Here is a 26,390-nt window from a genome sequence, read left to right as displayed (position 1 = left end):
GGCGGGGGCGTTCCGGCGGGGACGGACGGAGCGGGCTCGCACCGCGGACCGCCTCGGACGAGCTCCGCGATCCGCAGCACCCGACGGCCGACGTCCGGGCGGACGGGTCGTGTGCTGGGACCCGCGCGGACCTCCGCGGTCGGCGGGACGTCGTGTCCTGTTCGCCTGCCGCCCCTTGCCCGCGCGCCGCTCCGCGCGCACGCTGGAGTCATGACCGCCTGGAGCCCTCTCGAGACCGTCGGCGCCGTGGTGATCGCCCTCGCGCTGATCGGGCTCGCCGCCGCGGCCGTGGCGGTCGGAGCGGGCGACGAGATCGCGTTCATCGGCGTGCTGGTCGCCTTCGCGGTCGCCGTCACCGGGCTCGGCCTCCACATCGCCGGCCGCGAGGCGCGGTACCGCCGCGACAACCGGTGACTCCGTCGCGCTACCGCCGCGACGACGGCTGAGGAGGCGCGCTCCCGCCGCGACGGCCGCTGAGCGGGAGAGACTCCCGCTGCGACGACAGCCGGCCGGTCAGTGCCCGAGCTCCACCAGCAGCACGCCGGCGATGATCAGGCCGATCCCGCCGAGCATCGTCCAGGTCAGCGGGTCCTGGAACAGCCAGCGGCCGAGCACTGCCGTCAGCGCGACTCCGACCGCCGCCCAGATCCCGTAGGCCACCCCGATCGGCATGCCCTGCGCGAGCGCCCCGGCCAGCAGCGTGAACGCGACGACGTAGCCGACTCCGACCACGACGTACCAGCGCTTCCGGCCGTCCGTCGCGGGCTTGAGGCTCATCGTCGCGGCGACCTCGGTGAGGATCGCGCCCGAGAGCAGCAGCCAGGCCATCAGTGCGCCGCCCGGCGCGCGGCCTGCGCTCGCTGCGAGCCGATCTCGACCATCAGCACGCCCGCGATGATCAGCACCAGCCCGATCGTCATCACGCCCGTCAGCGGCTGACCGAAGAGCACGGCCGCGAGGACCGCCGTCAGCGCGACGCCGCACGCGCCCCACACGCCGTACGCGACTCCGATCGGCATGCCAGCCTTGAGCACCCGGCTGAGGAGGACGAACGCCGCCAGGTAGCCCGCCACCACGAGGGCGTACCAGCCCGGCGACTCGATGGCGGCCTGGAGGGCGAGCGACGCCGTCACCTCGGTGAGGATCGCGCCGGTGAGGAGCACCCAGCTCATCGCGTGCCGTCGGATCGCGTCATCCGGCCAGCGTAGGTCGGGCGCGGAGGCGTGCGCCCGCAGAACGATAGCGCAGTGCCCGGAGACGGGGTGGGAGCGATCGTTCTCCGGGCAGTGACGCGCTCACCGCGCGAAGTGCTCGCGCACCTCCGCCTGCCAGCGCTCGCGGTCCTCCTCCGTGATGAACGCCGCGTCGAAGGAGTTGAGCGCCAGCTGCTCGAGCTGCGCGTCGTCCATCCCCAGCTCCTCGACCAGGGCGCGGTAGTTCTCGTCCACGTAGCCGCCGAAGTAGGGCGGGTCGTCGCTCGAGACCGTCACGACGAGTCCCTCGCGGAGCATCGCGGGCAGCGGGTGGTCGGCCATCGTGTCCACCGCGCGCAGGGCGACGTTCGACAGCGGGCACACCGTCACCGGGATGCGGCGCTCGCGGAGCATCGCGACCACCTCCGGGTCCTCCATCGCGCGGATCCCGTGGTCGATCCGCTCGACCTTCAGCAGCTCGACGGTGGCCGCGACCGTCTCCGGCCCGCCCTCCTCGCCCGCGTGCGCGACCAGGCGCAGTCCCTCCGCCGCGGCGCGCGCGTAGACGTCGACGAACAGCTCCGGGCCGAAGCCCACCTCGTTCGAGTCGAGCCCGACGCCGATGATGTGCTCGCGCCAGGGGAGGATCGCCGTCAGCATCTCGTCGGCCGCGTCGGCGCCCAGGTCGCGGAGGAAGCACATGATCAGGTCCGTCGAGATCCCGTGGGTCTCCTCGCTCCGGCCGAGCGCACGGGTGATCCCGCTCATCACGGTGTCGAGCGCGACGCCGTTGCCGAGGTGCGTCTGCGGGTCGAAGAAGATCTCGGCGCGGCGGATGTTCGCCTTCTGCGCCCGGTCGAGGTAGCCGGTCGCGAGCTCGAAGAAGTCCCGCTCCGTCTTCAGCACGGTGAGGTTCGAGTAGTGCAGCTCCAGGAACGACGCGAGGTCGGTGAAGGAGTACCGCGCGCGGAGGGCGTCGAGATCCTCGGTGGGCAGGGGGACCCCGTTGCGGCGCGCCATCTCGACGATGTGCTCGGGCTCGATCGTGCCCTCGAGGTGGATGTGCAGCTCGGCGCTGGGCGGGGCGGGGAAGGCGGGGCGGGGCATGCGGATCCTCCAGGGAGCGGCCGGGGCGGCGGGGTCGCTCCCGACCGTAGGCCTCCGCTGTTTCGCGCGCGTTTCCGGCGGGAGGCGCGCGATCCGGATCCGGAGCGGCCCCGCCCCCGGGTGCTAGAGCTCGCCCTGCTGCGAGGTGCCGGCCGGGATCGGGACGAGCCGCGTCACGACGGGAGGATGGGCGACGAGTCCGCGGATCGCCGCGTTGAGGCGGACGACCGGCTCGCCGGCGCCGTGCGCGTCGAGCAGGTCGCCGCTCGTCCACTTCTCCAGCATGACGATGGTGCCGTCGGGCGAGTCGTGGATCGCGTAGAGCTCGCAGCCCTCCTCCTCGTGCACCTCCGCGATGGCGGTGGAGAGGGCGGCGACGAGCGCGTCGCGCTGCCCCTCGGCGGGAGTGAAGATCGCGGTGACGACGACGGGATCGGACATGGCGTGCCTTTCGGAGGGGGGAGGGGGATCAGCGCCGCGGGGGTGCGGCGCAGCTGGAGCGGATGACGAGGTCGGCCTGCACCTCGATGTGCTGCGGGGCCTCGGGGAGGCGGCCCTGCATGCGGGCGAGGACGAGCTCGACGCGGTGACGGGCGAGCATGTCGATCGGCTGGCGGACGACGCTGAGCGGCGGGGTGACCAGCTCGCTCCACGGGTTGTCGTCGAACACGACGACCGAGAGGGCCTCCGGGATCCGGATCCCGAGCTGGAAGAGCCGGTGCACGGCGCTGCGCACCGGCGCGCCGCTGCCCGCGGTCTGAGGAGGCCGCGGCTGCCGCGGCACCTCCGGCCGTCGGAGCAGCCGCAGGCCGGTCGCGAGCTGCCAGGCCGTGACGGCGTAGACGGAGGCGCGCTCCCAGACGCCGTCGGGCAGCAGGTCGACGCCGGGCACGCGGGTGTCGACCTGCAGCATCAGCAGCGCGAGCAGGCCGGCCGCACCGAGCACGATCCCGACCGTCTCGAGCGCCCACGGGGCGCGGCCGCGCCGGGCCGCGGCACCGGCGACGATCGAGGCCGCGTTGCCGCCGACGATCGCCATCGCGGCGCCGACCACGTGCAGGCCGCCGATCCCTTTCTGCGCACTGGCGCTGCTCCCGTGCACGAGGCCCACCACGGCGATGCCCACGGCGTAGACCACGGCGAGGGAGAGGAACAGCCCCCGCGATCCGCCCCGCGCCGCCCGCACGGTCGTGACGGCGGCGGCGAGGTAGAGCGCCCCCTGCAGGAGGAATCCGGCGTTCATCACCGCGTGCAGCGGCGAGTCGATCGCGCGCCCCTGGAACACGCCCACCTCGGGCACGCCGAGATCGCTGATGTAGTTCCGTGCGTAGCTGTAGCCCGGGAACGCGGACGCGGCGACCGCCTCCGCTCCCAAGTAGGCGAGGGCGCTCACCACCCACAGCACTCCGGCCCCACGAGTTCCCATGCGCCCATCATCCCCGGGCCCGGCCGCGCCGGTCGTCGGTGCCGGACGGCTCCCCGGCTAGGCTCGCCGGATGTTGCAGGTGCGGGGTGAGTCCGGGCAGGCCGTGCTCCTCCTGCCGGGCGGGGGCGAGGCCGTCGACGGTTTCTTCCCCGGGCTGGTCGAGGGCCTGATCGTCGATCCGGGCTGCCGGGTGGTCCTCTACGACAGACCGGGCACAGCGGGGTCGGAGGTCGCCGGCGGACTGACCGACGCCGCCGACGCCGTCCACGCCGTGCTGGCCGGCCTCGGGACAGGTCCCGTCGTCGTGATCGGCCAGAGTCTCGGCGGTGCCGTCGCGATGCTGCTCGCTCGCGATCATCCCGAGGACGTCGCGGGACTGGTGCTCCTCGACCCGACGCCCGTCAACGACACGGCACTGGCGCGTCAGGTGGAGCGGACGGCCCGGGCGACGGCGGCGCTCTCGAGACTGCCGGGGCTCGACCGGGCGCTGTCCGCGCTGCTGCGCACGAGCGCCGCCCGGTCGGCGAGGCGCCACGCGATGAGCCCGGCCGCGCGCGCGGCCGCTCTCGCGATGGCGGACGTCGACCTGCCGGGGCTCGCCTCCGCCGCCGCCGGTCTGGAGCAGGTGGCGCGGGGCTTCGACGAGTCTCAGCTGCCCGCGGTCCCCGCGGCCGTGGTGACCGCGGACCGCCGGCCCGGGTCCTCCCTGCATCGCGCGCATCGGCGCGTCGCCGCCGCCCTGGACGCGCCGCTGCTGTCCTGGCCCGGAGCGGTGCACGAGGTGCACCTGAGCCACGAGCGCGAGGTGCTCGAGGTCGCCCGCACCATCGTGCGGGCCGTCGCCTCCGACTAGGTCCGGAGCCGCTGCGCCGCCGCTCCGGTCACAGGCTGAGCCCGCCGTCGGTCGTGAGCACCTGCCCGACGACCCAGCTGCCCGCCGACGTGGCCAGCCATGCGATCAGCTCCGCGGGCAGGCGCGGGGCCACCCGGTACGAGGACGCCGCTCCGGCTCCGCTGCGCGAGGGAGGACGACGCGGACTACTCCTCGTCCGCCCGGTAGACCTTCCGGAACGCGTCCTTGCGGGCGATCCTCCCGCCGCGGAACTCGTAGATGTCGCAGCCCCGCGTGACCTGGGGTCGGCCGTCGGGGCCGGTCCCGGTGAACGACCAGGTGGCCGCGCCGCGCGTCCCGGAGATGAGGGGAGCCCCCTCCTCGTGCCGCTCCTGTCCGGTGTCGAAGGCGAGCATGAGCGCGAATCCCTCGCGGACCTGCTCCTTGCCCGTCCAGGTGCGGCCGGGCTCGGGGCCGACGGACGCGCCGTAGACGCAGTCGTCGGTCATGTGGCTCATCAGCGCTTCGAGGTCGTGGCGGGTCCAGGCGTCGCTGAACGCGGCCAGCACCTCGGGCGTCATCTCGCTCGTGCTGGTCTCGGTCGAAGAGGAGTCGTCCATGGCGGGCCTCGGTCCTTCTGATCGGTGGACCGTCGTCGGTCGCTCTGCGACCGTGGCAGGTGAGCGGCCGCAGTGGCAACGCCCTCTAGCGGTCATGTCCGGAAGCGGACGGCCGGCGGATCAGCGGTCCGTCGACCCGCCGACCAACGGGTGAGCGCGACGGCGGGGGGCGGTGCGCTGCGGGCGGCGGGAGCGGCCGCCGAGGCGACCCGCTCCACCGGGCACTGCCGCGTCCCGATGCTGAGACCCTTCGCGAAGGCCGTGCCGAAGTCGGACGCGGGCCGGCCCTCCTCCGCCTCCTCGGTCGCGGCTCCGGGGTCGCCCGCGGCGGCCGGATGCTAGGCGCTCGCCGCCTCCTCCGCCACCTCCTCCCCGCCGACCGGCGCCGACGCGCAGGATGAGGAGCACCGGTCGCGGCGGGCACCGACTCCGCACCCGACCGGCACCGAGACCGCCACGAGCCCGCGCCGGCGGGAGGACAGCGAGAGCACCATGGGATTCTGGGGACCGACCGACGAGACCCGCGGCACGCGCCCGGTCGACGAGCCGCTCGGCGAGCTGGAGCTCGTGCACGCCGTCACCAGCGGGCCGATGCCCACCGGCGTCAGCGTCTCGCACACCGGGCGGATCTTCGTGAACTTCCCGAAGTGGGGAGACGAGGTCCCGGCCACGGTCGTGGAGCTGGTCGACGGAGCGGCGGTGCCCTACCCGGACGAGGCCTGGAACACGCCGTCGGGAGTCGACGACGCCGGCGCCCTCGTCTCGGTGCAGAGCATCGTCGTAGATCCGGCCGACCGGCTCTGGATCCTCGACACAGGCAGCCCGATGTTCGAGCCGACGAAGAAGGGCGGCCCCAAGCTCGTCCGCGTCGACCTGGCGACCGACACCGTCGAGCAGGTGATCGTCCTCGAGCCGGACGTCGCCCTGCCGACCACCTACCTCAACGACGTGCGCTTCGATCTGCGGCGCGGCATCGCCTACATCACCGACTCGGCCGACTCCGGTCCGAACGGGATCATCGTCGTCGACCTTGGGACGGGGACCGCCTGGCGCCGCCTGCACGACCACCCGAGCACGAAGGCGCTCACTCCTCCGGAGCTCGTGCCGATGGCCGAGGGCCGCGCGCTGATGAAGCGCCCGGCCGACGGCGACCCGCAGCCGGTGACGATGGGCGCCGACGGCATCGCGATCTCGGCAGACGGCGAGCGCCTCTGGTACTGCTCGCTCGCCTCCCGCCGCTGGTTCAGCGTGGCGACGGCGGCCCTGGTCGACCGGTCGGTGCCGGACGAGGACGTCGCGGCGACCGTCGTCGACGAGGGCGACAAGGGCGGGGGAGCGGACGGCCTCGAGACGGATGCGCTGGGCCGCTTCTACGCCACGAGCTACGAGAACAACGCGATCGTCCGCCGTCGCACCGACGGCACGATGGAGACGATCGTGCACGACGAGCGGCTGCTCTGGCCCGACACGATGTCGATCGCGACGGACGAGCACCTGTACGTCACCGCGAACCAGCTGCACCGCCAGGCCGATTACCAGGGCGGCACGGATCTGCGGACGTACCCGTACTCGCTGTTCCGGGTGCGGATCGGCGCGGGGCCGGTTCTCCTGCGCTGAAGGCCCCCGCCCGGTCTCCTGCGCCGAGATCCGCAGCGCGGATCAGCGCCAGTGGACGAGCTCCGTGCGGAGGGTCGCGCGGGCGCGGGCGAGCAGCCCGCGGACGGTCGAGGTCGAGAGGCCCAGCTCGTGCGCGATCGCGTCGTAGCTGCACTGCTCCAGCTGGCGCAGCTCCCAGCAGCGGCGCTGGGCCGGGGGCATCGCGGCGAGCACCCGGTTGGCGTCGGCGGCGAGGGACCCGCAGTGCGCGGCGTGCTCCGGGTCGTCGGCGGCGGAGGCGGGGAACTCGTCGTCCAGCTCGGCTCGCAGCCGCGAGACGCTGGAGCGGAGCCGGTCGACGCTGCGGCGGCGGGCGGTCGTGACGAGCCAGCCGGCGATGGTCTCGCCGTCGATCACGCTGTCCACGTGGGTCCACGCCGCGAGGAACGTCTCCTGCACCACGTCGTCGACGTCGGCGCTGCTGCGGAGGGTGCGGGCGGCCGTCGCGCGGAGCAGCCCGGTGTAGCGGCGGACGATGGTGGCGAACGCGCGGTCGTCGCCCTCCGCGGCGCGGATGACGAGCATCCGGTCCGAGTCGGGTTCGAGCAGTGCGAGCGGCGGCGCGGCGAGGGTCGAGGGGTGGGCCCTCGGGAGGCGTGCGGGGGTGGTGGCGGTGAGCATGCGGACTCCGGTCGACTTGATGTGTACGCATGATTCGGAGGCGCGCTCCCGCCCGGTTTCCCGGGGCGGGACCCCAGTGGGAGGGGCAGATCTGTCCGGTTTCCGGGGACGTCAGCGCCGCCGCGACCACCAGCGGCGGGACCGCTCCGGCTCGGCGGCCGCCCGGGCCTCGGCCTCGGCGGCGCGATCGGCGCGCCGCTGCGACCAGGCGGCGACCTCCTCGTCGACGTCCCGGAGCCGGGTGACGACGGGCGGCCCACCCAGCAGCTGGCGGCGCGCCTCGATCACCCGCGTGTTGAAGTCGGCGAGTTCGGCGCGCACCTCCTCCTCGCGGTGCAAGCGGTCGAGGCGCTCGTCGAGCGCGCGGTCCTCGGCGCGGAGGAGGAAGGCGGCCGGGCCGATCCCGGTGAGGTTCTCGCGCTCGATCTTGCGGCGGATCCACCAGTCCGGGTCGTGGGCCGCGCCCAGGTCCGGGAGCGGCTTCCTCGATCCCGGCAGGTCGTCGAAGTCGCCGCGGCGGATCGCGAGCTGGATCGCCGTCTCGACGAACGCGGCCCGCTCGAGCGGATCCTCCGGCAGGGCGGGCTGCTCCGCCTCGTCCTCGCCCGCGGCGCCGGCCCGGTACCGGGCGGCGCGCTCCCTCGCATCCGACATCCCTCCACGCTAGATCGGGCTCCTCGCCCCGGGCAACCACCCCTCCCGCCGTCTCCGTGGTCGGCGGGGCGCCGCGGGTCGACATCGCCGGACCGGCGTGCGTAGTATCGATACTCGATAACATCGACGATCGATAAGGAGCACGCCATGACGAGTGTCATCTCCAGCGGACCGGTCCGGGAGCGTCCGCGCGTGTTCCGGGTGGCGAGAGCGGTCCTGCTCATCGTCGCGGTCTTCTCCGTGCTCACCGCGCTCCTGCAGACCTGGACGGTCACCACCGGGCGCACCCTGCTGGTCTTCGAGGGAGCGGACGGCCGCCTCCCGCTCCGGAGCCTCCCGCAGCTGCTGCAGGCCCAGCCGCGCGAGGGCACCGCGCCCACGCTCGCCGACGCCGCCCTCTCCCTCCGCCTGCTCGGTGCGCTGCCGAGCCTCCTCCAGGCGGTCACGATCGTCCTCGCCACGGTCTTCCTCCTGCGGGTCCTCCGCGGCATCGCGGCCGGACGCCCGTTCGACCCCTTCGTCCTCGCAAACTGGCGCCGTCTGAGCCTCGCCCTGCTGATCGGAGGAGTGGCGCAGGGCCTCGCCGACACCGCGGCGGGCCTGTATCTCAGCTCCGGCATCGGCCTGCTCTTCGGCGCCGGCCGGGTGAGCGACGAGCAGCGCGACACGTTCCTCGGCGGCGACTACCAGGCCATCGGGACGAACCTCCCGCAGTGGCCGGTCCCCGTCCTGCTCGCCGGCGTGGTGGCCCTCGCCCTGACGGCGGCGTTCCGCGCCGGCGCGAAGCTCGAACGGGACGTCGACGGCGTTGTCTGAGCCCGCCGACGACGAGAGGCACCGGATCGACTGCCACCTCGGAGCAGTGCTGGCCGAGCGCGGCGTGACCCTCACCGCCCTCTCTGCCCGCACCGGCATCACGATGGCGAACCTCTCCATCCTCAAGAACAACCGCGCCCGCGCGATCCGCTTCACGACGCTGACGCTCATCTGCGACGCGCTCGACTGCACCCCGCAGGAGCTGTTCTCGATCCGGGCCGTCGACGAGCGGGGGTAGCGGCGGGCGGATCGTCCAGGGGATCTCTGCGGGGCCGATGGTAGGGACGCCGTCCGATCCGACCGTCGATCGAGCAGGACTCAGTCGCGCTCCACGTCCGCCCCTCCTGGGATCGGCCGGAGCTCCCCGGAGCTCGCTGTCGTCCCGACCCCTGGATGAGCCTCACCAGCGCGGTCGGCGGCCTCGGCCATCGACCGTCCACAGGGGAGCGAGCTCGTCAGCGGGACCGTCGAATGCGCCTCCGGTGGATGCCGGCGGCTGCTCGCGGTCGTCCCTCCCGACGCGAATCACTCCCGAGCAGTTGTCGAGCGAGCTCGAAAGGACCCCGCAGACACGCATCGCGGGAACCCTCCGGGACCCTCGCTCCATCTCGGTGGCTTCCACCGTCGAGGGGCCCCTCCTGAAGATCCGGGCCGACTACTGGTCCCAGGAGTACATCCCCTGGGGACGTGTGCGAAGCGTCCTCGTGCGTGCTTCCGCGAACCGGTCCTGTCGCGCTGTGCGATCTCCCTGAGACGGCGGCGGTGTACCCGTCGACGAGGCCGCCGGTCATCGACCCCGCGAGGAGCGCCCGCTTCAGACCCGCACCGACGACGAACACGTCGATCGACCCGGGGTTCCCGAACGGGAGACGGACCGTGATGCACGTCTGGTCGTGCTGAGCGGCGGTCAGCGGTCGAGGACTTGACGAATGACGAAGACCCGGTTCTCCGTCGACTCCCGCCCGACCGGGTCGAACCCGCTCGCCGTCGTCACTGAGACCCTGCTCGAGCTGGTCGGCGTGCTCGTGCGCGCTGCGCTGCGGCCGCGTCCCGCCCGCTCAGTCCAACGGGTAGCCCGGCAGCCCGTCGATGCTGACCGCGTTCCGCGTGGCGCGGTACTCGGCCATGCCGTCGGGGCCCTTCTTCTCGGCCTGGAGGAGGAGCAGGTCGCGCTCGCCGACCGGCTCCATCACCGGCACGCCCCAGCCGCACGCGTCGCTGATGCGGGTGAGCTCGACGGTGACGACCGCGCGGGTGCTCGGGTGCTCGGGGTGCTGCTCCGCGACCTCGGCGAACGCCTCCGAACCGGGCAGGTGCACGGAGCCGGTGCCGTGCAGGCGGACGATGCGCGGACGCGGTCCGATTGACGCGAACATCAGGCACACGCGCCCGTTCTCGCGCAGGTGCGCGATCGTCTCGACTCCGCTGCCCGTGTAGTCGACCCAGCCGACTCGCCGCGGGCCCAGGATCGAGAACGAGTCGTGGCCGCGCGGCGACATGTTGACGTGCCCGTCCGCGGCGAGGGGCGCGGTGGCGACGAACCACATCGGCTGCTCGTGGATCCAGGAGGAGAGGCTCTCGTCGATCTCGTCGTAGACGTGCGCCACGGGGTCAGGCCCCGGCCGCGCGGCGGACCAGCTCGGTGACGGCGGCGCGCGTCTCGGCGTCGGCGGAGACGAGCGCGTAGGCGGTCGGCCAGATCGTGCCGTCGTCGAGCTGCGCGCCGTCCTGGAAGCCGAGGGTCGAGTAGCGCGTGCCGAACTTCGCGCCGGGCTGGAAGAAGACGATCGCCTTGCCGTCCGAGCGCGCGTAGGCGGGGAAGCCGTACCAGGTCTTCGGGAGGAGATCGGGGGCGGTCTCGCCGACGACCTCGTGGAGCATCTGGGCGATCGGCCGCTCCTCGTCGGTCATCGCGGCGATCGCGGCCTCCGCGTCCCTGCGGTCGGCGTCGGCCTTGTCGGCGCTCTTCTGCCGCTTCGCCTCCGCCCGCAGCTCGGCCGCGCGCTGCTTCATCGCCGCGCGCTCGTCCTTCGAGAAACCGTCTTCGGAGGCCATGTCCGCCCGTCCCGTCCGTCTGCGGCTCCCGGTCCGGGAGCGTCCCCGCACATCGTGGCAGCGCCGCACTCGCCGCACAACGGCGGGAGCGAGCGCGAACGCGCGCCCCGGAAGCCCAGCCTCCGCGGTTAGCGTGGGCGGATGCGTCTCCTCCTGATCCGCCACGGCCAGACCCCCTCCAACGTCGCCGGGCTCCTCGACACCCGCATCCCCGGCCCCGGGCTCACCGACCTCGGCCGCACCCAGGCCGCGGCGCTGCCCGGTCGGCTCGCCGGCGAGGGGATCGGCGCGCTGCTCGTCTCGACGATGGTCCGCACCCACGAGACGGCCGCCCCTCTCGCCGCGGCGCTCGGGCTCGAGCCGATCGAGCGCGACGGCATCCGCGAGGTCGCGGCCGCGGGGCTCGAGATGCGCGGCGACGGGGCGGCGGTCGAGGAGTACATGGGCACGGTCTTCCGCTGGGCCGGCGGCGAGACGTCGATCCGGCTGGCGGGCGGCGAGACGGGCGACGAGTTCGCGGCGCGCTACGACGCGGTGGTGGCGGAGGCGGAGGCGCTCGGGCACGAGGTCGTCGCGCTGGTCAGTCACGGCGCGGCCATCCGCTGCTGGGCGGGTCTGCGCTCCCTCGACCTCGATGCGCGCTTCATCGCCGACCACCTGCTCGACAACACCGGCGTCGTCGTCCTCGAGGGCTCGGGCGACGCGTGGACGCTCGTGTCCTGGCAGGGCGAGCCCGTCAGCGGAGTCGGCGCGGCGGCCCCCTCGGGCCCGGCGGGCGAGACCACCGTCTGAGCGACAGGGCCTCCTCGCCGGTCGAGCAGCCGCGCGGCGGCGGATGGAGACCGGCCGGAACGAGCGCCGCCGGCCGCGCCACCACGGTAACGATCGCGCAACACTCCGGAAACCAGCTCCGACCAGCACATTCCGTTGCGCTGATCGGTTCACCGCCACCCCTGGACCCGCCTCCGCAATTGTCCGACGTTTGCCCCTCGGCGGCTCCGCGGCTACCGTGGTCGGCGGTCCTCACGGGCCCCGATGAACCGGTCCGCGCTCGCACGGCGTCCCCCAGGACGCGCCGCGATCGTACGGTCAACGGGAGTGGAGGCGGCCCCGAGGCCGCCTCGGACGCTCTCGCCTCCACCCCCTGCCGCGCTGAGCGGCGGGACGCACGCGGAGGCTCGACGCACGGCTGTCCCACGCTCCCGACCCGGCACCACGAGATGAGCGCAGGGCGTCGTCCCTGCGCGCCGACGGAGTGTACGTGCACCAGAACCAGCAGACCATCAGCGAGCCCCGGAGCGAGGCGGGCGCCGATCCCGCGACCCCCGCTCTCGAGGCCCGCCACCTCTTCAAGGTGTTCGGCCGGAAGCCCGACGAGGTCGTCCGCCGACTGGGCGAGGGCGCCGACCGCGGCGAGCTCGCCGGACTCGGCACGGCCGCGGTGATCGACGCGTCCTTCACCGTGCGCCGCGGCGAGATCTTCGTCGTGATGGGCCTCTCCGGCTCCGGGAAGTCCACCCTCATCCGCATGCTGAACGGGCTCCAGGAGCCCTCCGCGGGCGAGGTCCTGATCGAGGGCTCCACCATCACCGGCGTCTCCGAGGCGGAGCTGCGCCGCGTGCGCCGCTCGTCGGTGTCGATGGTGTTCCAGCACTTCGCGCTCCTCCCGCACCGCACCGTGCTCGACAACGTCGCGTACCCGCTCGAGATCCAGGGCGTCCCCGCGGCCGAGCGCCGCGAGCGGGCGATGCTCGCGGTCGAGCGCGCCGGTCTCGCCGGCTGGCACGAGAAGATGCCCGACGAGCTCTCCGGCGGCATGCGCCAGCGCGTCGGCCTCGCCCGGGCGCTCGCCGCCGACACCGACATCGTGCTGATGGACGAGGCGTTCTCGGCGCTCGACCCGCTGATCCGCCGCGAGATGCAGGAGCAGCTGATCGAGCTGCAGCACGAGCTCGGCAAGACCATCGTCTTCATCACGCACGACCTCAACGAGGCCATGTTCCTCGGCGACCGCATCGCGGTGATGCGCGACGGCCGCATCGTCCAGATCGGCACCCCGGAGGAGATCCTCACCGACCCGGCGAACGACTACGTCGCCCAGTTCGTGCAGGACGTCGACCGCGCCCGCGTGCTCACCGCCTCCGCCGTGATGGAGCCCGCCCGCTCCGTGGTCACCCTCGCGGCCGGTCCCCGCGCCGCGCTGAGGAGCATGCGCGACCTGCAGACCTCGGCCGCGTTCGTGGTCGGCGGCGGACGACGCCTGCTGGGCACGGTCCGCGACCGCGACGTGATCGAGCAGGTGCGCCGGAGCACCGGCGACCTCTCGGCGGTCCTCACCTCCGACGTCGTCACCGTCGGTCCGGACACCGCCCTCAGCGAGGTCATCGAGCCCGCCGTCGAGTCGGCGCTGCCGGTCGCCGTGGTCGACGCCGACGGGCGTCTGCTCGGAGCGATCCCGCGGGTGACCCTGCTCGCGGCGCTCGGCAACGTGCCCGCCCGCACCGGCGAGCACCCGGTGATCGAGCCGCCCGCCACCGTCTCGACCGAGGTCGTCACCGCGACCCTGCACGCGACCGGAGGCCCCGTCGACGACGCCGTCCTCGCGGCGGACGGAGGTGCACGATGACCGATCTCGGATTCCGCCTCCCGCTCGGCGCCCTCGCCGAGGGTGCCGTCGATGTCCTCACGCAGACCTTCCAGCCGGTCTTCGACCTGCTGCGCACCGTCTTCGGCGCCCTCTACTCCGGCGTCGACCTCGTCCTCGCGACACCGCCCTTCTGGGTGATCGTCGCCTTCCTCGCCGTACTGGCCTACGCCGTCCGCGGCTGGGTCTTCGCGGCCGGCACCGCCGTGGGGCTCCTGCTGATCGTGGGGGTCGACCAGTGGGAGAACGCGATGGACTCCCTCGCGCTGGTGCTCGTCGCCTCCGTGATCGCCATCGCGCTGAGCGTGCCGCTGGGCGTGCTCGCCGCGCGCAACCGCACGGCCTCCGCGGTCATCCGGCCCGTGCTCGACCTGATGCAGACGATGCCGGCCTTCGTCTACCTGATCCCCGCGCTGATCCTGTTCCGGGTCGGAGTGGTGCCCGGCATCGTCGCGACCATCGTGTTCGCCATGGCGCCGGGCGTCCGGCTCACCGAGCTGGGCATCCGCGGCGTCGACCCGGAGCTCGTCGAGGCGGGGGAGTCGTTCGGCTCCTCGAAGTGGCGGATCCTCCGGCAGATCCAGCTGCCGCTGGCGCTGCCCTCGATCCTGGCGGGCCTCAACCAGGTCATCATGCTCTCGCTCTCGATGGTCGTCATCGCGGGCATGGTCGGCGCCGGAGGGCTGGGCGGCGACGTCGTCGCGAGCCTCAACCGGATCGACGTCGCGCTCGGCTTCGAGGCGGGCATCTCCGTCGTGATCCTCGCTGTCGTCCTCGACCGGATGACCGGCGCGCTGGGCTCGCCCTCGCCGGCGAGGGTCGCCCGGGCGAAGAACCGCCGCGCCGTCGTGGCGACCCGCTCGGCCGTCGGCGTCGTCTCGATCGGCCTGGTCGCGTCCCTCGGGGCCGCGACCCTCGCCGCTCCCGCCACCGCCGCCTCCGTCGACAACGGCGACCGCACCGACGTGACCGTCGCCGTGTTCCAGGGCTGGGACGAGGGGATCGCCGTCTCCGCTCTGTGGGAGGCGGTGCTCGAGGAGCAGGGCTACGACGTGACCCTGCAGAACGCCGACGTCGCCCCCGGCTTCCAGGGCCTCTCGACCGGCGACTACGACCTCGCCCTCGACACCTGGCTGCCGCTCACCCACGCCCGGTACGTCGAGCAGTACGGCGACTCGATCGTCGACCTGGGCGCGTGGAACGACGAGGCGAAGCTGACCATCGCGGTCAACGAGGACGCCCCGATCGACTCCCTCGAGGAGCTCGCCGCCGACCCGGGCGTCGTCGGGAACCGCCTGATCGGCATCGAGCCCGGCTCCGGTCTCAACAAGACGACGACCGAGGACGTCATCCCCGGCTACGGCCTGGAGGGGATGGACTACCTCACCTCGTCGACGCCGGCCATGCTCCAGGAGCTCTCGAGCGCGACCGCCGCGGGCGAGAACATCGCCGTCACGCTCTGGCGCCCGCACTGGGCCTACGACGCCTTCCCGGTCAAGGACCTCGAGGACCCGAAGGGCCTGCTCGGGCAGGCGGAGGGGATCCACTCCTTCGGCTCGGCCGCGTTCGACGCGGACTACCCGACGATGAGCCGCTGGATCCGCGACTTCCGGATGGACTCGAAGACGCTCTACTCGCTCGAGAACGCGCTGTTCAACGACGGGGCCGACGACCGCTCCGCCGCCCTCGCCGCGTGGATGGACGAGAACCGGGAGTACGTCGACACGCTGATCACCTGATCCGCCACCACGACGAAGGCCGAGAGGCCGGGCGGCCCCGGACCAGGGCTGTCCCGGCCTCTCGGCCTTCGTCGCGCAAGGATCAGGCGGCGCTGACCCGGCGTCCCGCGGTGGCGCGGACGAGGAGGGTGACCACCAGCACCACGGCGGCGGCGACCAGCGCGGCGATCCCGGCGGGGACCGAGACGAGCTCGCCGGCGAAGCGGCCGACGGCGACCCAGGAGAGTCCCCAGACGAGCGAGAGCATCGGGGCGATGCGGCCGCGGCCGGTGACGGCGATCAGGAGTCCGACGAGCGCGGCGACGGCGAGGACGACGACCGCCCAGACCGCGGCGCCCGGACCGTCCGCGCTGCCGACTCCCGCGCCGACGAGCCCGGCGGTGACGTTCGCGGCCGTGGCCACGCACACCCAGCCGAGGTAGAGCCCGAAGGTGCCGTCCGTCACGATCGCGTCGACCACTCCGGCCGACCGGGTGGTCCGCAGGATCACGAAGATGCGCGCGAGCACGGCGAGCAGCAGGGCGATCACGACGACGCTGAGCGTCAGGAAGCCGGCCTGGACGACCAGGATCCACGCGGCGTTCAGGAGGAGGCTCGCGGCGGCCCAGTAGCCCAGCCGGCGGTGGCGGGTGCGGGCTGTCTGCGAGGGCAGGAACTGCCAGATCGCGTAGGCGATGAGGCCGGTGTAGATGACGCTCCAGATCGCGAAGGCGGGGCCGTCGGGAGCGATGGGGGTCGAGGACGCGGTCAGGGCGCCGCCGGCCGCGTTCTGGATCTGCGTGCCGCCCGCGGCGCCCGAGCCGATGAACGAGCCGATGAGGGCGAGCACCGCGCTCACGGCGACGACGACCTGGCGGATCCGGTCGGCGCGATCGGGGGTTCGTGTGGCGGTCATGTCGCTCCTCCATTAGTCAGCTGGCTGAGTAATGAGAGTAGCGCGATTCCGGTCCCCGTCCACTGGGGCTTGCGGCGAGGCCCCGACCCTGGAGAGGGCCGGGGCCGGATTCTCAGGCGCGGGCGGCCGCGTACTGCTCGCGGATCACGGGGCGGTGGTCCGGCGCGGGCTCGGCCACCGAGGTGACGGTCCACGTCGGACGCGATCCGGTCAGCGCCCAGGCGGCCTGCACGGCGGCACCGTCGGCCACGTACTCGCCGGGCGTCGGCACCTGCACGGGCACGTCGAACACCTGCGAGGCAGCGAGCTGCACGGCGCGGTTCTGCGCGGCTCCGCCGATGAGGAGGATGCGCCGCGCCTCCACTCCCTGCGCGCGAACGGCGTCGAGGCCGTCGGCCAGTCCGCAGAGCATGCCCTCGATCGCCGCGCGGGCGAGGTTCGGGCGCGTGGTCGAGGCGATGGTCATACCGTGCAGGCTCGCGGTCGCGTCCGGCAGGTTCGGCGTGCGCTCGCCCTCGAAGTAGGGGACCAGCACGAGGCCGTCGGCACCCGGCTCCGCCTCGAGCGCCAGTGCGGCGAACTCGTCGAAGTCGCTGCCGAGCAGGGTCGCGGTCGAGGCCAGCACGCGCGCCGCGTTGAGCGTCGCGACCAGCGGCAGGAAGCGCCCGCTCGCATCGGCGAAGCCGGCAACGGTCCCGGAGGCGTCGCGCACCGGGTCGTCCGTGACGGCGAAGACGGTGCCGCTCGTGCCGATGCTGACGACCACGTCGCCGGGGCCGGCGCCGAGGCCGAGCGCGGCGCCCGCGTTGTCGCCCGCGCCGGGGCCGACGACGAGTCCGCTCTCGGTGCGGCCCGCCTCCTCCGAGGGGCCGAGCACGCGGGGGAGCAGCGGGCGGTGGCCGAGGGCGCGCTCGAGCAGGTCGAGGTCGTAGCCGTCCGCTCCCCAGTACGAGGTGCCGGACGCGTCGGACCGGTCGGTCGTGAGCGCGTCGAGCTGCGGACCACGGGCGGAGTCGGGGCCGTAGCCGAGCAGGCGCCAGGTCAGCCAGTCGTGGGGGAGCGCGACGGCGGCGACACGGGCGGCGTTCTCGGGCTCGGCGTCGCGCAGCCAGCGGAGCTTGGTGGCGGTGAAGGAGGCGACCGGCACCGATCCGGTCCGCTCCGCCCAGGCCCCGGCTCCGAGCTCCTCGATGAGCGCGGCGGCGGCGGGCGCGCTGCGGGTGTCGTTCCAGAGCAGAGCGGGGCGGATGACGGCGCCGCTCTCGTCGAGGACGACCATGCCGTGCTGCTGGCCGCCGACCGAGATCGCGGCGACGTCGTCGAGCCCGCCGGCGTCGGCGAGGGCGAGCTGCAGCGCCTCCCACCACGCGGCCGGATCGACCTCGGTGCCGTCCGGGTGGCTCGCCCGGCCGGTGCGCACCACGGCGCCGGTGTCGAGGTCGCGGACGACCACCTTGCAGCTCTGGGTCGACGAGTCGATCCCTGCGACGAGCGTCATCGCTGTCCTCTTTCGTTGGGGGTACGGGTTCGGGCGTCCGGTGCGGAACCGGGCCGGATGCAGGAGAACGGACGAGATCCCGTGCCGGTGCAGGGGATCTCGTCCGTCTCAGGTCGTCCCGCGGCTGACCGCGGGCTCAGGAGGTGCGGGTCAGCCGCGGGCGCCGAGCAGGTGCTCGGTGGCCAGCTGCTGCAGGCGCACGAAGCCGAAGCCCTTGCCGCCGAGGTAGGCGTCGGCGTCGAACGACTCGTACGAGGCGGTGTCCGCGAGCAGGTCGTCGTACGACTCGCCCTCGTTCAGCGTCGGGGTGGAGAGCTCGGCGACCTTCGCGGCGGCCAGCGCCTCCTGCACCTCGGGGTCGGCGCGGAAGGCCGCGGCGCGCTCCTTGAGCAGCAGGTAGGTGCGCATGTTCGCGGCGGCCGAGTCCCAGACTCCGGTCTCGTCCTCGGTGCGCGAGGGCTTGTAGTCGAAGTGGCGCGGGCCGTCGTAGGCCGGGACGCCGCCGGGGCCGCCGTTCTCGAGGAGGTCGACGAGCGAGAACGCGTTGTGCAGGTCGCCGTGGCCGAAGACCAGGTCCTGGTCGTACTTGATGCCGCGCTGGCCGTTGAGGTCGATGTGGAAGAGCTTGCCGTGGTACAGCGCCTGGGCGATGCCGGCGGTGAAGTTCAGGCCCGCCATCTGCTCGTGGCCGACCTCGGGGTTCACGCCGACGAGCTCGGGGCGCTCGAGGGAGTCGATGAACGCGATCGCGTGGCCGAGCGTGGGCAGCAGGATGTCGCCGCGGGGCTCGTTCGGCTTGGGCTCGATGGCGAAGCGGATGTCGTAGCCCTTGTCGGTGACGTAGTCGCCGAGCAGGTTGACGGCCTCGCGGTAGCGCTCGAGCGCGGCGCGGATGTCCTTGGCGGAGTCGTACTCGGCGCCCTCGCGGCCGCCCCACATGACGAAGGTCTTCGCGCCCAGCTCGGCGGCGAGGTCGATGTTGCGGAGGACCTTGCGCAGCGCGAAGCGGCGGACGTCGCGGTCGTTCGAGGTGAAGCCGCCGTCCTTGAAGACCGGGGCGCTGAAGAGGTTGGTGGTGACCATCGGCACGATGAGGCCGGTGGACTCCAGCGCACCCTTGAGGCGGTCGATCTGGGTCTGGCGCTCGGCGTCGGTGGAGCCGAAGGCGAACAGGTCGTCGTCGTGGAAGGTGAGGCCGTACGCGCCGAGCTCGTCGAGCTTCTCGACCGCGTGGACGACGTCGAGCGGCTCGCGGGTCGGGCCGCCGAACGGGTCCGTCCCGTTGTAGCCGATGGTCCAGAGGCCGAACGAGAACTTGTCGGCGCGGGTGGGGGTCAGGGACATGGGATCCGAATCCTTTCCGGCGACGTCGCCGAATTGTTGTTGAGCCCAACATATCCCCTGAGGGTCGGGAGGCGCAACGAGCGGAAGGCCCGGCGCGTCGCCCTCCGGCCCCTCGCGGGTGCCGCCCGTTCGTGCCGCGGAACCGCTCGCGGAGCGGGCCGGCGCCCGGGGAGGTCGTCGCGAGGATCGCTTGCGCAAGCGCTTCGACTGTGCGTACAGTCGCTCCAGCACGACCGGTCGAAGCGCTTCGAAGCTCGACCGCGACCGACGACGACGTCCGGCAGGAGGAGCCATGGCGACCATCCACGACGTGGCCCGCGCTGCCGGGGTCTCGATCAGCACCGTCTCCTACGCCCTCTCCGGCAAGCGCTCGATCGCCGCCTCCACCCGGCAGCGCGTCGACGACGCGGTGCGCCAGCTCGGCTACCGGCCCCACGCGGGAGCCCGGATGCTCGCCGGGGCGCGGACCCACATCCTCGCCCTCTCCGCCCCGATGCGCGGCGAGCTGCACCTGCCGACCCACATGCGCTTCGTCACCGAGGTGCTCGAGCGCGCCCGGGAGTCGGACTACGACGTCCTGCTGCTGGTCACCGACGAGGCCTCCAGCGGCATCGGGCGCGTCTCCTCCTCCTCGCTCGTCGACGGCATCGTCCTGATGGGCGTCGACGACGACGACGACCGCGCCGAGCTGATCCGCGCGGCGGGGGTCCCCGCCACCTTCATCGGCGTGCCCGCCGACTCCCACGATCTCGCCTGCGTCGACCTCGACTTCGCCGAGGCCGCCCGCCAGAGCGTCCGCCGGCTCGCCGAGCTGGGCCACCGCTCGCTCGGCCTGCTCGAGCACCCGCAGTCCTACACCGACCGCAACGCCGGCTTCGTCCGCCGCTTCGACGAGGCGTTCCGCGCCGAGGCCGCAGCGCTCGGAGTCGAGATCGCGGTCGAGCGCCCGCACATCGGCCGCCCGAGCGCACAGGCCGCGATCGACGCGATCCTCGCCGCACCCGTCCCGCCCACCGCGCTCGTGCTGCACTGCAACGAGCCCGTGGCGGAGGCGGCGATCGAGCGCGTCCTCGAGCGCGGCCTCTCCGTCCCGGGCGACCTGTCGATCCTGGCGGCCTGCGCCAGCTACGACGGCGGCGCCCTCCCTGTCCCCACCAGCAGTCTTCCCCTCCCGTTCGACGCGATGTGCCGAGCGGCCGTCGCGCGGACCCTCCAGCAGATCGACTCTGGCCGCACCGTCGGCGTCGAGCTGCTCCCGCCCTCCTACGTCGACCGCGGATCCCTCGCGGTCGCTCCGATCGGCGCTCCGGTGCCGGCGGTCCCGTCCGGCACTCCCGCGCCGGCCTCCCTCTAGTCCTCCACCCTCTTCCCGCCCGCTCCGGCTCTGCGCACTGTCGAAACGCTTCGACACCGCGCCTCCGTGAGAGAGCGCTCCCTGCACCACCTCCGCAGCACCACCGCACCGTTCGAAGGAGAACCACCGCAATGTCGCTCCGATCCCGCTCCGCCTTCCACCGCCCGACCGCCGGTCTCAGCCGGCGCAACCTCCTCGCCGGCGGAGTCGGCCTCAGCGCGATGTTCGCGCTGGCCGCCTGCTCCGGTGGCGGCTCCGACGCCGGCTCCGACGCGCTCTCGACCACGGTCGACGGCGCCGGCCGCACCCTCACGCTCTGGGACTTCGAGACGCCCGACAGCGACCGCGGCATCGCCTGGCTCGCCGCCCGCGACATCTTCACCCAGGAGACGGGGGCCGAGATCGCGTACGAGTTCAAGGCCTTCGAGCAGCTGCGCACCGGCGCCAGCCAGATCTTCAACTCCAACTCGGCGCCCGACGTCGTCGAGTACAACAAGGGCAACGCGACCAGCGGGCTCCTCTCGAGCCAGGGCCTGCTCACCAACCTCGACGAGGCGGTCGAGTTCTACGGCTGGGACTCGCTGATCCCCGGCGCGCTGCAGACCACCGCGAAGTACGACGAGAACGGGATCATGGGCTCCGGCTCCTGGTACGGCATCCCCAACTACGGCGAGTTCACCTTCGTCTACTACAACAAGGACGCCTTCGCCGCGAACGGCCTCGAGGTCCCCACCACCTACGAGGAGTTCACGGCCGTCCTCGACGCCTTCGTGGCCAAGGGGATCACCCCGCTGGCCGAGGCCGGCGCCGAGTACCCGCTGCAGCAGCTCTTCTACCAGCTCGCGCTGCTGAAGGCCGACCGCTCCTGGATCACCGACTACCAGACCTACACGGGCGAGGTCGACTTCGAGGACGCGGCCTGGAGCTACGCGGCCGACCAGCTGAAGACCTACGTCGACAAGGGCTACTTCTCGGCCGACGCCTCCGGGCTGAAGGCGGAGGACGCGGGCACGGCGTTCATCTCGGGCGAGTACCCGATCTTCTTCTCGGGCTCCTGGTGGTTCGGCCGCTTCAAGACCGAGATCACCGGATTCGAATGGGACACGTTCCTCTTCCCGGGCGCCGAGTTCACGATGGGCTCCGCCGGCAACCACTGGGTGATCCCGGAGACGGCGAAGAACAAGGACCTCGCCTACAAGTGGATCGACATCACGATGCGACCCGAGATCCAGAACCTCATCGGCAACAACGGAGGCATCCCGCTGGTCGTCGACGAGAGCGCCATCACCGACGAGAAGAGCAAGGCGCTGCTCTCGCAGTGGAAGACGGTCGTCGACGGCGACCAGCTCTCCTTCTACCCCGACTGGCCCACCGCGACCTTCTACGACGACCTGGTCGCCGCCACGCAGGAGCTCATCAACGGCTCCTCCGACGAGTCCGCCATGCTCTCCGACCTCCAGGCCAAGTACGACGACGGAGTCGCCGACATCACGTGACGCGGAAGCGTCACGTGATGTCGGCCACGGCGGCCGGCCCCGCGCCTGCAGGCGCGGAACGGCCGTGGAAGACCTGAGGACGTGAAGGCGACCCCTCGAGGGGGTCGCACGAACACCGCCGAGCCTCCACCCCCCCGCTGGATGCCGCTCCGGTACGCGACACGCCGTCGCCTCCGTACCGGAGCGGCATCCCGCGGCAGCACACCCACGACCCCGTCCGACCTAGGAGTACCCATGACGACGACAGCACCTCGTCGCGCGGAGAGCGCGCCGCCTCCCACGACGCCGCCCCGCGAGAAGCGCTCCGGCGGCTACTGGCTCTACCTGATCCCCGGGTTCGTGCTCTTCACGTTCATCGTGCTGATCCCGCTGATCTGGAACGTCTACATCAGCTTCACGTCCTGGCGCGGCATCAAGCCGCCGATCTTCATCGGCCTCGACAACTGGATCGAGCTGATGGGCGACGACCAGTTCTGGACCTCGTTCCTCAACTCGGTCTACATGATCATCGCGATGGTGATCGTCCCCACGATCCTCGGACTCCTGCTCGCGGCGATCCTCTTCGATCTCGTCGGCAAGAAGTTCGGCGGGCGCCTGGCGAGCTTCCTCCGCGCCACCTACTACCTCCCGCAGATCCTGCCGACCGTCATCGCCGCGATCGTCATCGGCTGGATCCTGCGCCCCGACAACGGCGCGCTGAACTCGATCCTCGAGGCCGTCGGGCTCGGCTCCCTCTCGCACGACTGGCTCGGCAAGCCGGACACCGCGATGCTCTCGATCATGGTCGTGATGATCTGGGTGCAGCTGGGCTACCCGGTCGTCATCTTCATGGCGGCACTGCAGCGCGTGGACCCCGAGCTCTACGAGGCGGCGGAGCTCGACGGGGCGAACTGGTTCCAGCGCTTCCGCTGGATCACGGTCTCGATCATCCGGCCCGAGATCTTCGTGGTCACCCTCACCTGCACCATCGCCGCGCTGAAGGTCTTCGGCCCGATCTACGCCCTGACCCGCGGCGGCCCCGGCGACTCCACGATCGTCCCCTCCTACTACTCGTACACCGAGTTCTTCCAGAAGCAGCAGGTGGGCTACGGCGCCACCATCGCGACCGCGCTCACGATCGTCATCGTGATCCTCGCCGTGCTGTTCATCCGCGCCCAGGAGCGCGTCGAGCGCAGCGAAGGAGCCCGCTGATGTCGGCCATCGAGACCCTGCCCCTCACCCAGGCCGGCACGCAGGACGCGGACCTCTCGTCCTCCCGTCCCGCCAAGCCCGCGAAGGGCACGACGAAGCGCACCCTCGGCGACTGGGTGATCCTCGCCGTCGCCGTGGTGATCGGGCTCGTGATCATCAGCCCGGTGCTGCTGATCCTGCTCAACTCCTTCAAGACCCCCGCGGAGTACTCGGCGAACGGCCCGCTCGCCTTCCCGACCGGCCTCTCCTTCGACGGCCTCTCGACCTTCTGGAGCCGCGTCGACTTCCCCGAGAAGCTCGGCAACTCGATCCTCATCTCGGGGTCGGTCGCGATCCTCGCCGTCGCCCTCTCGGTGCTGAACGCCTACGCGATCGGCATCGGCCGTGTCCGCGGCCGGAGCTGGATCATCGTCCTGTTCCTGCTGGCGAACATGCTCCCGCAGGAGGCCCTGCTCTACCCGCTGTACTACATGTTCAAAGCGGTCGGGATCTACGACACCCAGCTGTCGGTCATCGTCATCTTCACCGTCATCCAGTCGGCGTTCGGCACCTATCTGCTCTCGAGCGTCTACGGCACCTTCCCGAAGGAGATCCTCGAGGCCGCGGCTCTCGACGGCGCCTCGAAGTGGCAGGTCCTCACCCGGGTGATCGTCCCGATCTCGCGGCCCACCCTCTCGGTGCTGATGATCTTCTTCTTCATCTGGACCTGGAACGAGTTCCTCATCCCGCTGGTCTTCCTGGTGAGCGACGCGACGCAGACCGTCCCGATCGCGATCTCGAGCCTCCAGGGCGACAAGATCATGGACGTCACCACGACCAGCGCGAGCGCCCTCCTGGGCCTTCTCCCGACGCTGATCTTCTTCCTGATCTTCCAGCGCACCCTCACCCGCGGCATCACCGCCGGCGCGGTCAAGTAGCCCTCTCTCCCTCCGTCGGCGCCTCCCTCACGGGATCCTCCGGCGCGCCATCGAAAGGCACCCCCATGAAGTTCACCGACGGGTTCTGGCAGACGCGGGCCGGATTCACGCCCCTGTTCGCGCAGGAGGCGTACGACATCCGCACCGACGGCACCTCGCTCGAGGTGATCGCCCCGACCCGGGTCATCCAGGGCCGCGGCGACGTCCTCAACCGGCCGGCGCTCACGGTCACGGTGTCCTCGCCGGCCGAGGGGGTCGCGCGGGTGCGGATCGAGCACTGGCGCGGGACGGCGGTGCGGCCCGGCTTCGAGCTGGCCGAGGGCGACGTCGGAGCGGCGGAGGTGACGGAGTCCGGCGGCGTGCTGCGCACCGGCGACCTCGAGGTCCGGATCAGGCAGGGCGCTCCGTGGTCGCTGGAGTTCTGGGACACCTCGACCGGCACGCGCCTCACCGGCTCCGGGCACAAGGCGCAGGGCTACCTGACCGGACCGGACGGAGCCGCCTACCTGCACGAGCAGCTCGACCTCGGCGTCGGCGAGCTGGTCTACGGGCTCGGCGAGCGCTTCGGCCCCTTCGTGAAGAACGGCCAGACCGTGGATGTGTGGAACGCCGACGGCGGCACCTCCTCCGAGCAGGCCTACAAGAACGTCCCGTTCTACCTCTCCAGCCGCGGCTACGGCGTGCTCGTGAACGATCCCGGCCTCGTCTCGTTCGAGATCGGCTCCGAGGCGGTCGAGCGCGTGCAGTTCTCGGTCGGCGGCGAGGCGCTGGAGTACCTGGTTATCCAGGGCCCGACGAAGAAGGACGTGCTGCGGCGCTACACCGGTCTCGCCGGCCGCCCCTCCGTCGTCCCCGCCTGGAGCTACGGGCTCTGGCTGACGACCAGCTTCACCACGAGCTACGACGAGGAGACGGTGAACTCCTTCATCGACGGCTTCGCGGAGCGGGAGCTGCCGCTGTCGGCGTTCCACTTCGACTGCTTCTGGATGCGCGAGTTCCAGTGGACCGACCTCGAGTGGGACCCGCGCACCTTCCCGGACCCCGAGGGGATCCTCGCCCGCCTGCACGAGCGCGGGCTGCACACCTGCGTCTGGATCAATCCGTACATCGCGCAGGCGTCGCCGCTGTTCGCCGAGGGGCGCGAGAAGGGGTACCTGCTCAGAACGGCCTCCGGCGACGTCTGGCAGTGGGACATGTGGGTCGCCGGCATGGCGCTGATCGACTTCACGAATCCGGAGGCGACCTCCTGGTTCCAGGAGAAGCTCCGGGTCCTCGTGCGCCAGGGCGTCGACTCCTTCAAGACCGACTTCGGCGAGCGGATCCCGTCGGAGGGCGTCGTCTGGGCCGACGGGACCGACCCCGAGGCCATGCACAACTGGTACACCCAGCTCTACAACCGCGCGGTGCACGAGGTGCTCGAGCAGGAGCTCGGCGAGGGCCGCGCGGTCCTCTTCGCCCGCAGCGCCACGGTCGGCGGGCAGTCACTGCCGGTGCACTGGGGCGGGGACAACACCTCCTCCTACGTGTCGATGGCCGAGAGCCTGCGCGGAGGCCTCTCGCTCGCGCTGGGCGGGTTCGGCTTCTGGGCGCACGACATCGGTGGCTTCGAGGGCACGCCCGATCCCGGAGTGTTCAAGCGCTGGCTCGCGTTCGGCCTGCTCTCCTCGCACTCGAGGCTGCACGGATCCTCCTCGGTGCGCGTGCCGTGGGCGTTCGACGAGGAGGCCGTGGAGGTCACCCGGCTCTTCACCCGGCTGAAGCTCTCGCTGATGCCCTACCTCTTCGCGGCGGGGGCGGAGGCGGCGAGCACCGGCGTCCCGATCATGCGCCCGATGGCGCTCGAGTTCGAGGACGACCGCAGCGCCGCCCACCTCGACACGCAGTACCTGCTCGGGCACGACCTGCTCGTCGCTCCGGTGTTCACCGAGGACGGCACGGTCGAGTTCTACCTCCCGCGCGGGACGTGGACGAGCTGGTGGACGGGCGAGCGGATCGTCTCGACGGGGGAGTGGCGTCGTGAGGTCCACGGCTTCGACTCGCTGCCGCTGTACGTGCGCGAGGGTGCGGTGATCCCGGTGGGGGCCCGCCAGGACTCGGCCGAGTACGACTACCTCGACGGGCTCGAGCTGAGGGTGTTCCCGGGGCCGGACGGAGCGACGCCGGTCCGGGTCGTCGCGCACGACACGGGGGACGAGACGGTCTTCACCGTGACGCGCACCGGCGGCGAGGTCTCGGTCGACGGCCCGGCCGGCACCTGGACCTGGGTCGAGGCCTGAGCGGCGCCCTCCTGCTGATCGAGCAGCGGGCGCAGCCCGCCCCTCGAGACCCCGGC

Annotated in this window: 26 protein-coding genes; 13 read left to right on the top strand and 13 right to left on the bottom strand. The window is 72.3% G+C overall.

All coding sequences use genetic code 11. The features are described from left to right. Window positions 1-210: 210 nt before the first annotated feature. Complete coding sequence (locus tag C5B98_RS15400) at window positions 211-414, top strand: hypothetical protein (protein WP_104224892.1); 204 nt, start codon at window positions 211-213, stop codon at window positions 412-414. A 99-nt stretch (window positions 415-513) separates the two neighbouring features. On the opposite strand, the gene C5B98_RS15395 is transcribed toward C5B98_RS15400, so the two are convergent. From C5B98_RS15395 to C5B98_RS15375, 5 genes are all read right to left on the bottom strand, one after another. Continuing rightward, window positions 514-828: a multidrug efflux SMR transporter gene (locus tag C5B98_RS15395; protein ID WP_104224891.1), complete on the bottom strand. Its 315-nt coding sequence runs from the start codon at window positions 826-828 to the stop codon at window positions 514-516. Continuing rightward, the gene (locus tag C5B98_RS15390; RefSeq protein ID WP_104248361.1) at window positions 828-1,172 is read right to left on the bottom strand and encodes a multidrug efflux SMR transporter; all 345 of its coding nucleotides are present in this window, start codon (window positions 1,170-1,172) and stop codon (window positions 828-830) included. Before C5B98_RS15390 ends, C5B98_RS15395 begins: the two co-directional genes overlap by 1 nt. 123 nt (window positions 1,173-1,295) lie before the next feature. Further along, the gene (locus C5B98_RS15385) at window positions 1,296-2,300 is read right to left on the bottom strand and encodes an adenosine deaminase (RefSeq protein ID WP_104328046.1); all 1,005 of its coding nucleotides are present in this window, start codon (window positions 2,298-2,300) and stop codon (window positions 1,296-1,298) included. Window positions 2,301-2,423: 123 nt separating this feature from the next. Next, window positions 2,424-2,741 carry a putative quinol monooxygenase gene (locus tag C5B98_RS15380; RefSeq protein ID WP_104224889.1) on the bottom strand — a complete coding sequence of 106 codons (318 nt, stop codon included), beginning with the start codon at window positions 2,739-2,741 and terminating at the stop codon, window positions 2,424-2,426. A 28-nt stretch (window positions 2,742-2,769) separates the two neighbouring features. After that, window positions 2,770-3,726: a DUF998 domain-containing protein gene (locus tag C5B98_RS15375; RefSeq protein WP_258063531.1), complete on the bottom strand. Its 957-nt coding sequence runs from the start codon at window positions 3,724-3,726 to the stop codon at window positions 2,770-2,772. 70 nt (window positions 3,727-3,796) lie between these two features. Between C5B98_RS15375 and C5B98_RS15370 the strand changes: the two genes are divergently transcribed. Further along, window positions 3,797-4,579 carry an alpha/beta fold hydrolase gene (locus C5B98_RS15370; RefSeq protein WP_104328045.1) on the top strand — a complete coding sequence of 261 codons (783 nt, stop codon included), beginning with the start codon at window positions 3,797-3,799 and terminating at the stop codon, window positions 4,577-4,579. Between the two features lie 185 nt (window positions 4,580-4,764). Here C5B98_RS15370 and C5B98_RS15360 read toward each other — a convergent pair whose 3' ends face one another. After that, window positions 4,765-5,178 (bottom strand): nuclear transport factor 2 family protein, encoded by a 414-nt coding sequence (locus C5B98_RS15360; RefSeq protein WP_219812389.1) that lies wholly within the window; start codon window positions 5,176-5,178, stop codon window positions 4,765-4,767. A 492-nt stretch (window positions 5,179-5,670) separates the two neighbouring features. Here C5B98_RS15360 and C5B98_RS15355 point away from each other — a divergent pair, with 492 nt between their 5' ends. Continuing rightward, window positions 5,671-6,795 carry an L-dopachrome tautomerase-related protein gene (locus C5B98_RS15355; protein WP_104328044.1) on the top strand — a complete coding sequence of 375 codons (1,125 nt, stop codon included), beginning with the start codon at window positions 5,671-5,673 and terminating at the stop codon, window positions 6,793-6,795. Window positions 6,796-6,837: 42 nt separating this feature from the next. On the opposite strand, the gene C5B98_RS15350 is transcribed toward C5B98_RS15355, so the two are convergent. Both C5B98_RS15350 and C5B98_RS15345 read right to left on the bottom strand, forming a co-directional pair. Next, the gene (locus C5B98_RS15350; RefSeq protein WP_104328043.1) at window positions 6,838-7,455 is read right to left on the bottom strand and encodes an RNA polymerase sigma factor; all 618 of its coding nucleotides are present in this window, start codon (window positions 7,453-7,455) and stop codon (window positions 6,838-6,840) included. 111 nt (window positions 7,456-7,566) lie between these two features. After that, window positions 7,567-8,109, bottom strand: a complete 543-nt coding sequence (locus C5B98_RS15345; protein WP_104328042.1) for a DUF1992 domain-containing protein — start codon at window positions 8,107-8,109, stop codon at window positions 7,567-7,569. A 147-nt stretch (window positions 8,110-8,256) separates the two neighbouring features. Here C5B98_RS15345 and C5B98_RS15340 point away from each other — a divergent pair, with 147 nt between their 5' ends. Both C5B98_RS15340 and C5B98_RS15335 read left to right on the top strand, forming a co-directional pair. After that, the gene (locus C5B98_RS15340; protein ID WP_104328041.1) at window positions 8,257-8,925 is read left to right on the top strand and encodes a hypothetical protein; all 669 of its coding nucleotides are present in this window, start codon (window positions 8,257-8,259) and stop codon (window positions 8,923-8,925) included. Next, on the top strand, window positions 8,918-9,163 hold the full coding sequence (locus tag C5B98_RS15335) for a helix-turn-helix transcriptional regulator (RefSeq protein ID WP_104224883.1): 246 nt from the start codon (window positions 8,918-8,920) through the stop codon (window positions 9,161-9,163). Before C5B98_RS15340 ends, C5B98_RS15335 begins: the two co-directional genes overlap by 8 nt. An 820-nt stretch (window positions 9,164-9,983) precedes the next feature. Here C5B98_RS15335 and C5B98_RS15330 read toward each other — a convergent pair. Further along, entirely contained in the window at window positions 9,984-10,532 is a 549-nt protein-coding gene (locus C5B98_RS15330) for a pyridoxamine 5'-phosphate oxidase family protein (protein ID WP_104328040.1), read from the bottom strand. Between the two features lie 4 nt (window positions 10,533-10,536). After that, on the bottom strand, window positions 10,537-10,980 hold the full coding sequence (locus C5B98_RS15325) for a hypothetical protein (RefSeq protein ID WP_104224881.1): 444 nt from the start codon (window positions 10,978-10,980) through the stop codon (window positions 10,537-10,539). Between the two features lie 141 nt (window positions 10,981-11,121). On the opposite strand from C5B98_RS15325, the gene C5B98_RS15320 reads away from it, so the two are divergent. The 3 genes from C5B98_RS15320 (at window position 11,122) to C5B98_RS17430 (ending at window position 15,363) form a co-directional block, all read left to right on the top strand. Then, window positions 11,122-11,772, top strand: a complete 651-nt coding sequence (locus C5B98_RS15320) for a histidine phosphatase family protein (RefSeq protein ID WP_104328039.1) — start codon at window positions 11,122-11,124, stop codon at window positions 11,770-11,772. 469 nt (window positions 11,773-12,241) lie between these two features. Continuing rightward, a complete protein-coding gene (locus tag C5B98_RS15315) occupies window positions 12,242-13,606 on the top strand; it encodes a glycine betaine/L-proline ABC transporter ATP-binding protein (protein ID WP_258062383.1) in 1,365 nt (454 codons plus the stop codon). Continuing rightward, window positions 13,603-15,363, top strand: coding sequence for an ABC transporter permease/substrate binding protein (locus C5B98_RS17430; RefSeq protein WP_104248115.1), 1,761 nt, complete (start codon window positions 13,603-13,605; stop codon window positions 15,361-15,363). Before C5B98_RS15315 ends, C5B98_RS17430 begins: the two co-directional genes overlap by 4 nt. 82 nt (window positions 15,364-15,445) lie before the next feature. Here the strand turns inward: C5B98_RS17430 and C5B98_RS15305 are convergent, their stop codons facing one another. The 3 genes from C5B98_RS15305 to xylA all read right to left on the bottom strand — a co-directional run bounded on the left by C5B98_RS15305 (window position 15,446) and on the right by xylA (window position 19,100). Next, window positions 15,446-16,258, bottom strand: coding sequence for a tryptophan-rich sensory protein (locus C5B98_RS15305; RefSeq protein WP_104224878.1), 813 nt, complete (start codon window positions 16,256-16,258; stop codon window positions 15,446-15,448). 112 nt (window positions 16,259-16,370) lie between these two features. Next, on the bottom strand, window positions 16,371-17,756 hold the full coding sequence (xylB, locus tag C5B98_RS15300) for a xylulokinase (RefSeq protein WP_104227358.1): 1,386 nt from the start codon (window positions 17,754-17,756) through the stop codon (window positions 16,371-16,373). A 150-nt stretch (window positions 17,757-17,906) separates the two neighbouring features. Next, window positions 17,907-19,100 (bottom strand): xylose isomerase, encoded by a 1,194-nt coding sequence (gene xylA / locus C5B98_RS15295; protein ID WP_104224876.1) that lies wholly within the window; start codon window positions 19,098-19,100, stop codon window positions 17,907-17,909. A 292-nt stretch (window positions 19,101-19,392) separates the two neighbouring features. Between xylA and C5B98_RS15290 the strand changes: the two genes are divergently transcribed. The 5 genes from C5B98_RS15290 to yicI all read left to right on the top strand — a co-directional run bounded on the left by C5B98_RS15290 (window position 19,393) and on the right by yicI (window position 26,334). Next, window positions 19,393-20,454: a LacI family DNA-binding transcriptional regulator gene (locus C5B98_RS15290; RefSeq protein ID WP_104292927.1), complete on the top strand. Its 1,062-nt coding sequence runs from the start codon at window positions 19,393-19,395 to the stop codon at window positions 20,452-20,454. A 131-nt stretch (window positions 20,455-20,585) separates the two neighbouring features. After that, window positions 20,586-21,950: an ABC transporter substrate-binding protein gene (locus C5B98_RS15285; RefSeq protein WP_258063530.1), complete on the top strand. Its 1,365-nt coding sequence runs from the start codon at window positions 20,586-20,588 to the stop codon at window positions 21,948-21,950. 234 nt (window positions 21,951-22,184) lie between these two features. Next, the gene (locus C5B98_RS15280; RefSeq protein ID WP_104224874.1) at window positions 22,185-23,141 is read left to right on the top strand and encodes a carbohydrate ABC transporter permease; all 957 of its coding nucleotides are present in this window, start codon (window positions 22,185-22,187) and stop codon (window positions 23,139-23,141) included. Beyond that, complete coding sequence (locus C5B98_RS15275) at window positions 23,141-24,058, top strand: carbohydrate ABC transporter permease (protein ID WP_104256489.1); 918 nt, start codon at window positions 23,141-23,143, stop codon at window positions 24,056-24,058. Before C5B98_RS15280 ends, C5B98_RS15275 begins: the two co-directional genes overlap by 1 nt. A 65-nt stretch (window positions 24,059-24,123) precedes the next feature. Continuing rightward, complete coding sequence (gene yicI, locus C5B98_RS15270) at window positions 24,124-26,334, top strand: alpha-xylosidase (protein WP_104328038.1); 2,211 nt, start codon at window positions 24,124-24,126, stop codon at window positions 26,332-26,334. Window positions 26,335-26,390 lie beyond the last annotated feature (56 nt).

Source organism: Rathayibacter sp. AY1A5, from assembly GCF_002930875.1.
Lineage (GTDB): Bacteria > Actinomycetota > Actinomycetes > Actinomycetales > Microbacteriaceae > Rathayibacter.
Note: the sequence above shows the minus strand (reverse complement) of the source record. Positions and strands in the feature narration are given on the sequence as shown.

Bases quoted from the DNA above. Each gene is read 5' to 3' on its own strand.
- C5B98_RS15400 (WP_104224892.1), top strand. From the start codon at position 211: ATGACCGCCTGGAGCCCTCTCGAGACCGTCGGCGCCGTGGTGATCGCC.
- C5B98_RS15395 (WP_104224891.1), bottom strand. From the start codon at position 828: ATGGCCTGGCTGCTGCTCTCGGGCGCGATCCTCACCGAGGTCGCCGCG.
- C5B98_RS15390 (WP_104248361.1), bottom strand. From the start codon at position 1,172: ATGAGCTGGGTGCTCCTCACCGGCGCGATCCTCACCGAGGTGACGGCG.
- C5B98_RS15385 (WP_104328046.1), bottom strand. From the start codon at position 2,300: ATGCCCCGCCCCGCCTTCCCCGCCCCGCCCAGCGCCGAGCTGCACATC.
- C5B98_RS15380 (WP_104224889.1), bottom strand. From the start codon at position 2,741: ATGTCCGATCCCGTCGTCGTCACCGCGATCTTCACTCCCGCCGAGGGG.
- C5B98_RS15375 (WP_258063531.1), bottom strand. From the start codon at position 3,726: ATGGGAACTCGTGGGGCCGGAGTGCTGTGGGTGGTGAGCGCCCTCGCC.
- C5B98_RS15370 (WP_104328045.1), top strand. From the start codon at position 3,797: ATGTTGCAGGTGCGGGGTGAGTCCGGGCAGGCCGTGCTCCTCCTGCCG.
- C5B98_RS15360 (WP_219812389.1), bottom strand. From the start codon at position 5,178: ATGGACGACTCCTCTTCGACCGAGACCAGCACGAGCGAGATGACGCCC.
- C5B98_RS15355 (WP_104328044.1), top strand. From the start codon at position 5,671: ATGGGATTCTGGGGACCGACCGACGAGACCCGCGGCACGCGCCCGGTC.
- C5B98_RS15350 (WP_104328043.1), bottom strand. From the start codon at position 7,455: ATGCTCACCGCCACCACCCCCGCACGCCTCCCGAGGGCCCACCCCTCG.
- C5B98_RS15345 (WP_104328042.1), bottom strand. From the start codon at position 8,109: ATGTCGGATGCGAGGGAGCGCGCCGCCCGGTACCGGGCCGGCGCCGCG.
- C5B98_RS15340 (WP_104328041.1), top strand. From the start codon at position 8,257: ATGACGAGTGTCATCTCCAGCGGACCGGTCCGGGAGCGTCCGCGCGTG.
- C5B98_RS15325 (WP_104224881.1), bottom strand. From the start codon at position 10,980: ATGGCCTCCGAAGACGGTTTCTCGAAGGACGAGCGCGCGGCGATGAAG.
- C5B98_RS15320 (WP_104328039.1), top strand. From the start codon at position 11,122: ATGCGTCTCCTCCTGATCCGCCACGGCCAGACCCCCTCCAACGTCGCC.
- C5B98_RS17430 (WP_104248115.1), top strand. From the start codon at position 13,603: ATGACCGATCTCGGATTCCGCCTCCCGCTCGGCGCCCTCGCCGAGGGT.
- C5B98_RS15305 (WP_104224878.1), bottom strand. From the start codon at position 16,258: ATGACCGCCACACGAACCCCCGATCGCGCCGACCGGATCCGCCAGGTC.
- xylB (WP_104227358.1), bottom strand. From the start codon at position 17,756: ATGACGCTCGTCGCAGGGATCGACTCGTCGACCCAGAGCTGCAAGGTG.
- xylA (WP_104224876.1), bottom strand. From the start codon at position 19,100: ATGTCCCTGACCCCCACCCGCGCCGACAAGTTCTCGTTCGGCCTCTGG.
- C5B98_RS15290 (WP_104292927.1), top strand. From the start codon at position 19,393: ATGGCGACCATCCACGACGTGGCCCGCGCTGCCGGGGTCTCGATCAGC.
- C5B98_RS15285 (WP_258063530.1), top strand. From the start codon at position 20,586: ATGTCGCTCCGATCCCGCTCCGCCTTCCACCGCCCGACCGCCGGTCTC.
- C5B98_RS15280 (WP_104224874.1), top strand. From the start codon at position 22,185: ATGACGACGACAGCACCTCGTCGCGCGGAGAGCGCGCCGCCTCCCACG.
- C5B98_RS15275 (WP_104256489.1), top strand. From the start codon at position 23,141: ATGTCGGCCATCGAGACCCTGCCCCTCACCCAGGCCGGCACGCAGGAC.
- yicI (WP_104328038.1), top strand. From the start codon at position 24,124: ATGAAGTTCACCGACGGGTTCTGGCAGACGCGGGCCGGATTCACGCCC.